Here is an 11,983-nt window from a genome sequence, read left to right on the forward strand (position 1 = left end):
TGGGGTTACCTGTTTTCGATTGGCACCCAGTCTTGATGATCGGGGCCGGTATAGTCCGCGCTTGGACGAATAATACGGTTATTGGCGCGCTGTTCATACACGTGGGCAGCCCAACCAGTTAAGCGGCTCATAACAAAAATCGGCGTAAATAGTTTGGTTGGAATATCCATAAAGTGGTAAGCCGATGCATGGAAGAAATCCGCATTACAGAACAAGCCTTTTTCACGTTTCATTACCGCTTCAACTCGCTCAGACACCGCGTATAAGTGCGTATCGCCCACCGCCTTCGAAAGCTGTTTTGACCACTGTTTGATCAACGCATTACGCGGATCACTTTCGCGGTAAATTGCGTGACCAAAGCCCATAATCTTGTCTTTGTTGGCCAACATTTGCATGATGTTTGCTTCCGCTTCATCTGGTGTTTGCCAATTTTCAATCATCTCCATCGCTGCTTCATTCGCGCCGCCATGCAGTGGGCCACGTAAAGTACCGATTGCAGCCGTCACGCACGAGTGAAGATCAGACAGGGTTGATGCACAGACTCGCGCTGCAAACGTCGACGCATTAAATTCGTGCTCGGCGTACAAAATCAGTGAGCAGTGCATTACTTTCTTGTGCATTTCTGTCGGCTCTTTGCCAGTGAGCAATTTCAAGAAATAACCGCCAATGCAGTTTTGCGATTGATCTTCAGTATCGACTCGCACGCCGTCATGGCTAAATCGATACCAGTAACAGATTATCGCTGGAAACAAGGCTAACATGCGCTCAGTAGCATCTAACTGCTGAGAAAAGTCGTGTTCTTGTTCTAAGTTACCTAATACAGAGCATCCGGTGCGCATAACATCCATTGGATGAGCAGAGGCGGGGATCAATTCAAGTGCTTGTTTTAGCTCCGCGGGAAGACCTCGCAAACTGATCAGACGCGTTTTATACTCATCCAACTCTTGTTGATTCGGTAGATGACCGCGTAATAATAGATGAGCGACCTCTTCAAATTGTGCGTTATTGGCTAAATCAGTGATATCAAAGCCACGATAGGTTAAGCCAGTGCCTGTTTTACCAACGGTACACAGCGCTGTAGTGCCTGCACTTTGACCGCGTAAACCTGCGCCGCCTATTTCTGCACTCTTTTTCGATGCTAGAGACATTTTTTGAACTCCTTTTCTGTTTGATACTGCTCTCTGATGGAGCGTTTTTTACCAAACGATTTCACGTTATTAAATTGATTGAAATGGTTTTCTTGGGCTTGCGCGCTTGTTATTTTCCTTCTGAAAATAGCTGATCGAGCTTATCTTCATAGTCATGGTATTTAAGGTGTGCGTACAATTCTTTGCGCGTCTGCATTGATGCAGTCAGGGCTTCTTGATTACCGACATCAAGCAGATGCTGGTAGACATTTTCTGCCGCTTTGTTCATCGCACGGAAGGCACTCAACGGATAAAGCACCATATCAACTTTTGACTTCGCCAAATCATCGCAACCATAAAGGGGCGTTTGACCAAACTCAGTAATATTGGCCAAGATAGGCACATGCTTACCCGTCGCTTGGTGCAGGGAATCAGAAAACTGCACATACTGTTCAAGCTTTGTCATCGCTTCAGGGAAGATCATATCGGCCCCCGCTTCAATACAAGCAATTGCACGCTCTATCGCACGGTCGATTCCCTCGACTGCCAACGCATCGGTGCGCGCCATAATGACAAAGCTTTCGTCATGGCGAGCATCAACTGCTGCCCTGACACGATCAACCATCTCTTGCTGGCTAACAATGGCTTTATTCGGACGATGTCCACAGCGCTTTTGTGCCACCTGGTCTTCCATATGCACTGCGCCAGCACCTGCTTTCTCCATTGCTTTTATCGTGCGCGCAATGTTAAACGCACCGCCAAACCCAGTATCAATATCAACAAGTAGTGGCAGATCACAGGCATTGGTAATGCGCTCAACGTCAACCAATACATCATTCAGTGTCGTGATACCGAGATCGGGAAGGCCATATGATGCGTTCGCAATACCACCTCCAGAGAGGTAAATCGCTTGATGACCAATGTTTTTCGCCATCATCGCGCAATACGGATTAACCGTGCCGACAATTTGCAGTGGATTGTTTTGTTCAACAGCAAGTCTAAACTTTGCTCCTTGAGATAAACTCATGACTCTTTCCTCTAGTCCTTACGGATTTGTTGTGCAATCAGTGAGCGGCTTCCTGATATGTGACGACGCATAAGCATTTCGGCTAATTCTTCGTCACGATTGCGGATCGCCTGCAAGATATATTTATGTTCATCCAACGCTTCAACCGGACGCGATTGAGAGCGTGGCGACTGATAACGGTACATACGAAGCAAGTGGTACAGCTCGTCGCACAGCAGCGCGATCAACTTACTGTTACGACTGGCTAAAATGATTCGATAGTGAAAGTCGAAATCACCATGCTGGTGAAAGTATGAGGCCCCTTCGACTTGATCAATATGATGTGAATGTGTCAACAATACCGCTTCTAGCCCTGCAAGTTGCTCTTGCGTGATGTGCCGTGCGGCCAAGCGCGCGGCCATGCCCTCTAGCGCCTCTCTCACAGAGTAGAGCTCAACCAATTTTTCTGGCGATAAAGTAATCACTCGCGCACCAACATGCGGAATACGTTCGATTAACCCTAACCCTTCAACGCGCATGATGGCTTCACGCAACGGACCTCGGCTAACCTGATAGCGCTTAGCCAGTTCGGGCTCAGAGATTTTACTTCCAGGCGCTATATCACCATTGACAATCGCTTCAACCAGCGACTCGGTCAAGCTTGCTGATTTGGTATGCTCTTTTTCTACGAGAGCGCCTTTTTGTCGAGTTTTAAGCTCTGTATTCATCTCTATTTTACTCTTGGTAGCAACCGAAGACTGTCTACAATCCTTCTTCATACCAACAAAATAGACCATAACATTGTCGACAATCAAGATCATTGTCGACAATTTAGACTAAGGTATAACTCTTGAGCAACTTAAGCTACGCACAACTGTGTCACATATTAGCAATCGATTACGGTGCCGATTAACACAAATGCCACAAAATCAATGACTCACATTAGGTATGCGTTTAGTATCGTAATTCATTAACACGGATAGTGAATAGATAAGGCTTATGTGGAAGTTAAAGCACAAATTAATGGTTGCCGCGATGCCACTGTTAGGCCTAAATGGCTGCTCTTTATTTGACGCGGATCAGCGTCAGCCCTACTACCCTTTGCTGCGCGACGCCATCTATTCAGAGCAAGAGCTCGCGGTCATTCAATCAGACAATATCCTTACGCAAGCGATTCGAAATAATCATTTTTTAGCCGTCAACGAGACTTCGACACTCAATCAAGCCTTTAACAAACTGTTCGCAGAAGCAACCAACAATCAAGCTGTGTCGATTGATGATCTGATTGAGTCCGAGTTTCACCAAAACTTAGCCTTACTAATCAAACAATTTAGTTGCGAGCTGTTCGCCAGTCAGCAACCCGTCGATTCAATCCAACTTTGCCCACTGAGTAACCAGATTGTCGACAATGGTTTGGATTATCTGCCCTTTCAACAAGGTCGCCGCGTAACCGAACGTTTGAGTGTGGTAAGCAAAAATAGCCAAGACACGTTTCAACTAGAATTGTTCTTAAGAAGTAGCCATGAACGTTCTCTCGATACTTTGTGGGGCGCGGTTCATGAACTGGGCGCATTGAAAGGATCGCAACTAGCACCTGAAAGTATCGTCCTCACAGTCAACCTCAATGCGTACAAAAAAAATCCTGCTATTCAGCGCTGGAAATACCTTAATCCGGAACCTTTACTTTTCTTTGTCGTTTTACCGCCAGTTGACTACATCACCAGTCGCCCTAATGAGATACAGAGCATGGACTTTGCCTATCGCAGTGCGAAACTATTAATCGTTGACAGCCGTTAAGTCATTGATGCGCAAAACAAGGTTACCAACAAAACCCTTTTAACCCCTTACATTTGATAATGTGTTTGTTTTCTGTTGAATTCGTGATGACTTGTCGAAGGATATGTAACTGATAAAATTGATAAATGTACCTTATTTGATATCGATTCATAAATAGCCACACGCCATCAATTTAACATTTTTTTAACGCTAATTTTCAGCAAGTATGTGACTGCTAAATCAACAAGGAGTCACAAATGCAAGTAAGCATCACAACAACAAAAACTATGCTCGCGACCGTTATCAGTACCACCCTACTTTCAGGGTGTTACTGGGACGACCCAGAAAAAGCGGCGAAATACGTCAGTAACAAAATTGATCGTAAAGAGGTGATAAGCCACCTAGTCGAACTTGAAGCGCGCGCATCAAAAACCACTGATGGCAGTTCCGTTACTCGTGCCGCCGGTAGTGACGGTTACCAATATTCTGTCGATTACATCATCGAGACAATGCGTGATCACGGCTATATCGTCTCAACCCAAGAATTTGATTTCCGCGCATGGGAAGAGCTAGCGGGGACCAAACTCAACGTCAACGGTAGCGATTTGATCAGTACTCGCGGTGCAGGTGAAGGGCAAGAGGCCGATTTTGCCGCGATGTCATACTCGGGCAATTCAAATGGTGTGCTTTCGGCACCGGCGGTATTTATCACTCCAGATTTTCGTTTTGATGCCCCAGATTACGACAGTACTGACGGCTGTGAAGCGTCAGACTTCGCAGGTAAAGACGTTGCAGATAAGGTAGCCGTCATTCAACGCGGAGGCTGTAGCTTCAATACAAAAGTCGTTAACGCGCAAAATGCCGGTGCGAAAGGTGTCATTGTCTTTAACCAAGGCAACGCAGAAGGCAGAACCGCGGTTGTGAATGGCACATTAGGCAGCGACAGCCAAGCGACCATCCCTGCACTAGGCGCGCGTTTTGAACTTGGTCAACAATGGTATCAACTGAGTCAAACAACGGATGTTCCTGTCACACTCAATATTAATGTTCAAGACGAAAACGTCATTACTCAAAACGTCATTGCCGAGACTAAAGGCGGCAACCCTGACCAAGTGGTTATGCTTGGCGCACACTTAGATTCAGTGCCAGAAGGACCAGGAATCAACGACAATGGTTCTGGAACCGCCGGTTTACTTGAATACGCGGTAACGCTCGCCGATCTTAATGCTCCTGTGAAAAACAAAGTCCGCTTTGCATGGTGGGCGGCAGAAGAAGCAGGCTTAGTCGGATCGGAATACTACACCAATGAGCTGTTTGGTGCGCTACGCAGTCAGGCAGAGCAAGAGATAGTGGACGAGCTTGGTCTAGAAGATCCGAGTCAACTGACTGAAGAGCAGCTCGATTTAGTTGAAGCGCGTTATTATCAGCTCAACAAAGTCCAGCTCTATCTTAACTTCGATATGATTGGCTCACCGAACTATATTTTCGGTGTTATGGATGGCGACCTGTCTGACACCAAAGACAGCCCAGACAATGCTTATACCGGTGACTTTACGCCGCCTTATGGCACATCGGATATCGAGTCAACATTCAATCGTTTCTTTGCGAGAAAATCGGAAGCAACCGTCCCACAAGCGCTATCAAAACGCTCTGACTACGCTGGCTTTGCCGATTGGGGAATTGCCTTTGGTGGTCTGTTTACTGGTGCAGAAAAAACCAAGTCGGCACAAGAAGTCGAGCAATTTGGCGGCGAAATTGATGTCGCTTATGACAAGTGTTACCACCAAGCATGTGATGACTTGAACAACATCAGTCAAAACGCCTTGTTCGTCAACACTCAGTCGCTTGCTTACGTCACCACCTACTACGCGTTTAGTGAACCCGTATTTCCACAACCGCAACCAACAGCTCAAACTGCACTGCGCAGCTTGAGTGTTGCAGACGCACCGACCACGAAACAACGTATTGGTGAGAAATTGAAAGCAGCGGATAGCGTCTCTGACCACGATCACTTCCACGGTGACTTTGATCAAGACCGTCAATAGCCCCATCCTGTTTAACCCATAACATCAAGCCGCACCTAGTGCGGCTTTTTGTTTATTTGACGCGGAAGAAGTTGCGTGAACTTTATGAACAAAACTCACTTTATGCTCAATATTGTTTTTATCACCGCATTACAGACAGATATTTAACATGCCATTAACCTTAGATACATCTATCAATAAGCATCCTCCTTATTGGTAGATCATTCATAATGATAAGCCTGCTCACAAAGAAGAATAGGCACCGACATAAGGAACGTGAATCATGTTTAAGGCATTTAAACCAACACTGGCCGCTTCGATCATCGCTGCGTCTTTTTCATTCAACGCTTTTGCAGCTGATGTAGAAAAAATCCACTTTCTGATCCCTGGTGGCGCTGGTGGCGGTTGGGATATGACCGCTCGTGGCACCGGAGACGTACTGATTAAATCTGATATCGTTGAAACCGTCTCATTCCAAAACCTTTCTGGCGGCGGTGGCGGTAAAGCGATTGCTCATTTGATTGAAACGGCACAGCGCCAAGAAGACACGCTAATGGTTAACTCCACGCCGATTGTGGTTCGCTCACTTAGCGGTATTTTCCCTCAGTCTTTCCGTGATCTTACCCCAGTTGCCGCCACGATCGCCGATTATGGCGCAATCGTTGCCTCTGTTGATTCACCGTACAATAGTTGGGAAGACGTCGTAAAAGAGTTTGAAGCCAACCCGCGTAAAGTAAAAATTGCTGGTGGATCGGCGCGCGGTAGTATGGATCACCTTGTTGTTGCAGCGGCATTTAAAGGCGAAGGCTTTGATGCCAAGAAAGTTCGTTACATTGCCTACGATGCTGGTGGCAAAGCGATGGCGGCGCTGCTTTCAGGTGAGACTCAACTGCTTTCAACTGGCCTAGGTGAAGTCCTTGAGATGTCGAAATCGGGTCAAGTCAAAATTCTTGCTGTCACGGCGCCTAAACGTCTAGACGCAGCACCAGATATCCCAACGCTGACCGAATACGGTAATGAGACGGTCTTTGCTAACTGGCGTGGTTTCTTTGCAGCACCTGGGGCGAGCCAAGAAAAAATCAATGAATGGAACGCCGCTCTGACTAAAATGTATCAAACAGAACAGTGGCAAGTTGTACGTGACCGTAATGGTTGGATTGACAACTACAAAGCCGATAAAGACTTTTACGCGTTCCTTGAAAATCAAGAAAAACAAATGGGCGACCTAATGCGCGAGCTGGGCTTCCTTAAGTAAATAACAATATTGAGGGCGTAACCCACGCCCTCTTACCTATTCTGCCGTACTCGAGTACTCGCAATACAATCTCCTCTGTTTAGTAATGAACAGTTAAGCCTCGTTGACTAGCAGCAATGGGCTTATTGGTTGGTGAAATATGCTCATTAACCCTCGTGTACGGCTTTTTTATTTGTTACCACCTGTCATGTAAATGGAGTTGGATATGTCGGATTTGCCAACCAATTCATTCAATAAAGACAATTTCTTGCGAAGAGAAAACCTATTATGCCGTGATCGTGTCGGTGCGATGATCTTTCTCATCGTCTGCCTATGTTACGGTTATCAAACTGCTCAAATTGCCCTTTTTCCTGGTGATGAGTATGAACCTTTCACAGCACGTACTCTGCCGACCATACTCACCTATATTGGTATCGCACTGGCTTTAATGCTTCTCGTAACAGGGCAACCTGATGAGAAAAGTGGCGCCGTAGTTGAGTTCAACTGGAAGTTATTAATTGGCTTTTTGGTCTTGATGGCACTTTACGGGGTTGGGCTGACTTACCTTGGATTTGTCCTCGCAACGGGGTTGTTTTTACTCGCGGGTTTTTACTTACTCGGTGAAAGACGGAAAAAAGTGCTGTTTGGCGCTTCATTCCCCTTCGTTATCGCGTTCTATTTACTCCTCACCCAAGGTCTAGAAATCTATTTAGAGCCTGGTGTTATTTTCACCCTCTGGTCTTAATATTTTAAGGAAATGACATTATGTTAGATGGAATCTTACAAGGCCTTTCAACGGCGATAATGCCGATGAACATCATGATGGTGATCGTGGGCTGTTTCGTTGGTACCTTTATCGGCATGCTGCCAGGGTTAGGGCCAATTTCAGCCATCGCGCTGATGATCCCAATCACTTACGGCCTCGACCCATCATCGGGTTTAATTCTTATGGCTGGCGTTTATTATGGTGCCGTTTTTGGCGGTTCAACCTCCTCAATTCTGATTAACGCACCCGGTTGTTCATCGACGGTAGTTACGGCCTTTGATGGCTATCCAATGGCGCAAAAAGGCCAAGCGGGTAAAGCATTGGCTCTAGCGGCCTACTCTTCATTCACTGGCGGAACATTGTCAGCCATCATGCTATTGGTTGCGGCCCCAGCGTTAGCTAACGTCTCGCTCAGTTTTCAATCATCAGACTACTTCGCATTAATGTTACTGGGTTTATCTGCAGTAGCGGCCTTTGCGGGCAAAGGACAAGTGATAAAAGCTTGGATGATGACCATATTAGGTTTGATGTTATCCACGGTCGGTATCGATAAAGGTGTTGGGGTTGAGCGCTTTACTTTTGGTATGACTGACTTAATGGATGGATTTAGTTTCCTACTACTCGCAATGGCAACCTTCGCCTTGGGTGAAACCTTGATGGGCATCTTGAAGCCAGAACAAGACACTCGCACCGATGAACAGAACAAAATGAGCCATATCGGCAGCATGAAGGTGACCAAAGAAGAGTTTAAAGAAGCGGCACCCGTGTCAATTCGCTCGTCCATTCTTGGCTTTTTCACCGGTGTTTTACCCGGTGCAGGCGCGACTATTGCGGCATTTTTAAGCTACGGCATGGAGCGTAACTTAGCGCCAAAAGAGAAAAGAGAAGAATTTGGTAAAGGCAGTATTCGTGGTCTGGTCGCCCCTGAGTCGGCGAACAACGCTGCATCAAGTGGCTCCTTTGTACCTTTATTAACGTTGGGTATTCCTGGTTCAGGCACCACCGCGATCATGCTTGGTGCGCTAATCTCTTATGGCATTCAGCCTGGACCACGCTTGTTCGTTGAACACCCAGATGTATTCTGGTCGGTTATCATTTCAATGTACTTTGGTAATATCGTGCTGGTTATTCTTAACCTGCCACTCATTCCGTACATCTCTAAATTGCTTGCGGTTCCGAGAACCGTTCTATTACCGATGATTTTATTCTTTTCTATTACCGGGGTTTACTTAGTCTCCTTCAACACCATGGATGTCTTTATCATGTTGCTGATTGCGATGGCGGCCATCGCGCTAAGGTTAGCCAATTTCCCACTGGCACCATTGCTTCTCGGGTTCATACTCGGCGGCTTGATGGAAGAAAACTTGCGCCGAGCGTTAATGCTCAGTGATGGCGAGCTAAGTTTCTTGTGGGAGCGACCAATTACAATGAGCTTCACCATTCTGGCGGTTCTCGTTCTGTGTAGTCCATTGCTGGTCAGATTGTTTGAAAAACTCAGACCGTCGGCAAAAAAAGTGACGCAATAACGATACGATCAATTAACAAGGGGAACATTATGTTCCCCTTTTTTAATGGCTGCTCTATAGTTAGGCAGGTAAATTGCCTGAGTCTCATTTAGAGTATATACTCTAATTTCAAAGATAACCCAACTAGAGTGCCACTATGTTACCGCGCCCTATCGCTGCAATGATCGCATGTTTGAGTTTATATTCTCCCGTGTCGCTTTCAGCCGCCATTAGTTTTGAACAAGCTTGGCAGCTATTAAAGCAAGAAAATAATTCATTGGCTGCGCAACGTTCCAACGTTGAACGCTATCAACACCTAGAAAGTGCGACAGATAACCTTAACCTCCCTTCTATCACTTTAGGTGCCAATTACACACGACTCGACAGCGATGTCACTTTATCGGGGCAGCAAATTTTTAATAGTACTGGTCAGCCTCTACCTAACCTCGGCCCGACATTTAATCAGTTGTTTGCCAACTTAGGTAATATCACCTCGACAATCACTGAGCGAGATATTTTCAGTTCATCGTTGCGTGCGATTTGGCCGATTTTTACTGGCGGAAGAATTAACGCGGCTCAATCTGCGGCTGAAGGGAAAAAACAGCAAGCACAAAGCGAACTAGCAATGGAAACGCAAGCGCGTTTCGAAGATTTAAGTAAATACTATTTTTCCGTGCTGCTGGCACAAGACGTGGTCGAAACCCGCCGTTTAGTCGAACAGGGGTTAACTCGCCACCGTGACAATGCGTTAAAGCTAGAGCAACAAGGGCAAATTGCTCGCGTTGAGCGCCTACAAGCACAATCTGCACTCGATAATGCGATCATTGAACGTAAAAAAGCAGATAAAAGCCTCGAAATCGCACAATCTGCTCTCACACAGATCTTAAATCAGTCTGCAGCAGTAACACCTTCAGATTCGCTGTTCATTAACCAAAACCTACCAGCCCAACAGTTGTTTATCGAACGTACGCTGTCGACTTATCCTGGCCTTGCACTATTAGATGCCAAAGAGAAACAAGCCGACAGTTTAATCAAAGCTGAGCGGGGTAAATACTATCCTGAAGTTTACTTATATGGTGATTACAGTTTGTATGAAGATGACTCAATCGCCAGTCAGCTCAAACCCGATTGGTTAGTCGGGGTAGGAGTAAATATTCCGCTCATTGAAAGTTCAGGGCGTAGCGAAAAAGTGAAAGCCGCACATAGCGCTGTGTCGCAAGTTCAATACCTTAAAGCACAGGCCAAGCAAGATCTGTCAGTATTGGTACAAAAGACCTACCTCGAAGCGCAACAGGCACAAGAAGAAGTGATCGGCCTGCAATCCAGTATCGATCTGGCACAGGAAAACCTAAATCTGCGTCAAAAGGCGTTCTCTCAAGGATTATCCACATCAACCGACGTAGTTGATGCCCAACTTTATATCGCAAAGGTGAAGACTCAAAAAGCCGCCGCTAGCTTCAACTACCTCATTTCGCTAGCAAAATTACTGGCACTCTCAAGCGAAATGGATGCATTTAGTCAGTACCAACACAACGCTATTAATACCTCAGGTTTATAAGGTTTACCGATGAAAAACGCCAAATCACTAGTTCTTTCAGCTGTCGCATTAAGTGTTGCATCTTGGGTGGGTTATAGCTTTTACCAAGCCTATCAACCTCAACCTGTTCGCCTGCAAGGTCAAATTGAATCGCAACAGTACAGTATCTCTTCCAAAGTGCCAGGACGCATCGACCAAATTTTGGTGCGCAAAGGTCAAACTATTGAAAAAGGTGACCTCGTTTTCACCCTTCATAGCCCAGAAATTGAAGCAAAATTAGAACAAGCAAAAGCGGGCGAAAAAGCCGCAGATGCACTTGCGATGGAGGCCGAAAAAGGGGCGCGTAGTCAACAGATTCAGGCGGCCAAAGATCAATGGTTAAAAGCCAAAGCGGCGGCGTCACTGATGGAGAAAACCTACCTTCGTGTCAATAACCTTTATAATGAAGGCGTTGTCGCGGAGCAAAAACGTGATGAAGCTAAAACACAGTGGGATGCGGCTAAGTATACCGAAAGCGCGGCTTTTCAGATGTATCAACTCGCCCGTGAAGGTGTGCGCAGCGAAACTAAGTTGGCTGCCGCAGAGAAAGCTCGAATGGCTGCAGGCGCTGTTGCAGAGGTGGAAGCTTACGCTCAAGATACACGCATAGAAAGCTGGTTCGACGGTGAAGTGTCTCAAGTGCTGCTACAAAGTGGTGAACTTGCCCCACAAGGCTTCCCAGTTGTTACTGTGATCGATACCCAAGACGCCTGGGCGGTGTTTAATGTTCGTGAAGATTGGCTCAAACAGTTCGAGAAAGGCGCACTGATAAACGCCTATGTTCCTGCTTTAGATAAGAATATTGAATTGGAAGTGGCGCATATTTCAGTCATGGGTGACTTTGCGACTTGGCGTTCAACCGACGCATCACAGGGCTTTGACTTACGCACCTTTGAAGTTGAAGCTAGACCAACGCAACCTGATCATAAATTGCGTATGGGCATGAGCTTAGTGGTCGAGTTGAATTAA

10 protein-coding genes are annotated in these 11,983 nt (G+C 46.2%); 7 read left to right on the plus strand and 3 right to left on the minus strand.

The genetic code is table 11. The features are described from left to right. Positions 1–5: 5 nt before the first annotated feature. From prpC to BS19_RS07165, 3 genes are all read right to left on the minus strand, one after another. Positions 6–1,148, minus strand: coding sequence for a bifunctional 2-methylcitrate synthase/citrate synthase (gene prpC, locus BS19_RS07155; protein WP_038174311.1), 1,143 nt, complete (start codon positions 1,146–1,148; stop codon positions 6–8). 109 nt (positions 1,149–1,257) lie between these two features. Continuing rightward, positions 1,258–2,154: a methylisocitrate lyase gene (prpB, locus tag BS19_RS07160; RefSeq protein ID WP_038174313.1), complete on the minus strand. Its 897-nt coding sequence runs from the start codon at positions 2,152–2,154 to the stop codon at positions 1,258–1,260. Positions 2,155–2,165: 11 nt separating this feature from the next. After that, a complete protein-coding gene (locus BS19_RS07165; protein ID WP_038174554.1) occupies positions 2,166–2,861 on the minus strand; it encodes a GntR family transcriptional regulator in 696 nt (231 codons plus the stop codon). 271 nt (positions 2,862–3,132) lie between these two features. On the opposite strand from BS19_RS07165, the gene BS19_RS07170 reads away from it, so the two are divergent. The 7 genes from BS19_RS07170 (at position 3,133) to BS19_RS07200 (ending at position 11,983) form a co-directional block, all read left to right on the plus strand. Continuing rightward, positions 3,133–3,930, plus strand: coding sequence for a hypothetical protein (locus tag BS19_RS07170; protein WP_038174314.1), 798 nt, complete (start codon positions 3,133–3,135; stop codon positions 3,928–3,930). 236 nt (positions 3,931–4,166) lie between these two features. Then, positions 4,167–5,954 (plus strand): M28 family metallopeptidase, encoded by a 1,788-nt coding sequence (locus BS19_RS07175; RefSeq protein ID WP_038174315.1) that lies wholly within the window; start codon positions 4,167–4,169, stop codon positions 5,952–5,954. 262 nt (positions 5,955–6,216) lie between these two features. Beyond that, a complete protein-coding gene (locus tag BS19_RS07180; protein WP_038174316.1) occupies positions 6,217–7,188 on the plus strand; it encodes a tripartite tricarboxylate transporter substrate binding protein in 972 nt (323 codons plus the stop codon). A gap of 205 nt (positions 7,189–7,393) precedes the next feature. Then, on the plus strand, positions 7,394–7,912 hold the full coding sequence (locus BS19_RS07185) for a tripartite tricarboxylate transporter TctB family protein (RefSeq protein WP_038174317.1): 519 nt from the start codon (positions 7,394–7,396) through the stop codon (positions 7,910–7,912). A 20-nt stretch (positions 7,913–7,932) separates the two neighbouring features. Next, positions 7,933–9,459, plus strand: a complete 1,527-nt coding sequence (locus BS19_RS07190; protein ID WP_038174318.1) for a tripartite tricarboxylate transporter permease — start codon at positions 7,933–7,935, stop codon at positions 9,457–9,459. A gap of 136 nt (positions 9,460–9,595) precedes the next feature. Then, complete coding sequence (locus BS19_RS07195) at positions 9,596–10,996, plus strand: TolC family protein (RefSeq protein ID WP_038174319.1); 1,401 nt, start codon at positions 9,596–9,598, stop codon at positions 10,994–10,996. Between the two features lie 9 nt (positions 10,997–11,005). Then, positions 11,006–11,983 (plus strand): HlyD family secretion protein, encoded by a 978-nt coding sequence (locus BS19_RS07200; protein ID WP_038174320.1) that lies wholly within the window; start codon positions 11,006–11,008, stop codon positions 11,981–11,983.

Origin of the sequence: Vibrio pacinii DSM 19139 (assembly GCF_000711795.1) — a bacterium.
GTDB lineage: Bacteria > Pseudomonadota > Gammaproteobacteria > Enterobacterales > Vibrionaceae > Vibrio > Vibrio pacinii.

Excerpts from the sequence above, each read along its gene's own strand:
- prpC (WP_038174311.1), bottom strand. The coding sequence starts at position 1,148 with ATGTCTCTAGCATCGAAAAAGAGTGCAGAAATAGGCGGCGCAGGTTTA.
- prpB (WP_038174313.1), bottom strand. The coding sequence starts at position 2,154 with ATGAGTTTATCTCAAGGAGCAAAGTTTAGACTTGCTGTTGAACAAAAC.
- BS19_RS07165 (WP_038174554.1), bottom strand. The coding sequence starts at position 2,861 with ATGAATACAGAGCTTAAAACTCGACAAAAAGGCGCTCTCGTAGAAAAA.
- BS19_RS07170 (WP_038174314.1), top strand. The coding sequence starts at position 3,133 with ATGTGGAAGTTAAAGCACAAATTAATGGTTGCCGCGATGCCACTGTTA.
- BS19_RS07175 (WP_038174315.1), top strand. The coding sequence starts at position 4,167 with ATGCAAGTAAGCATCACAACAACAAAAACTATGCTCGCGACCGTTATC.
- BS19_RS07180 (WP_038174316.1), top strand. The coding sequence starts at position 6,217 with ATGTTTAAGGCATTTAAACCAACACTGGCCGCTTCGATCATCGCTGCG.
- BS19_RS07185 (WP_038174317.1), top strand. The coding sequence starts at position 7,394 with ATGTCGGATTTGCCAACCAATTCATTCAATAAAGACAATTTCTTGCGA.
- BS19_RS07190 (WP_038174318.1), top strand. The coding sequence starts at position 7,933 with ATGTTAGATGGAATCTTACAAGGCCTTTCAACGGCGATAATGCCGATG.
- BS19_RS07195 (WP_038174319.1), top strand. The coding sequence starts at position 9,596 with ATGTTACCGCGCCCTATCGCTGCAATGATCGCATGTTTGAGTTTATAT.
- BS19_RS07200 (WP_038174320.1), top strand. The coding sequence starts at position 11,006 with ATGAAAAACGCCAAATCACTAGTTCTTTCAGCTGTCGCATTAAGTGTT.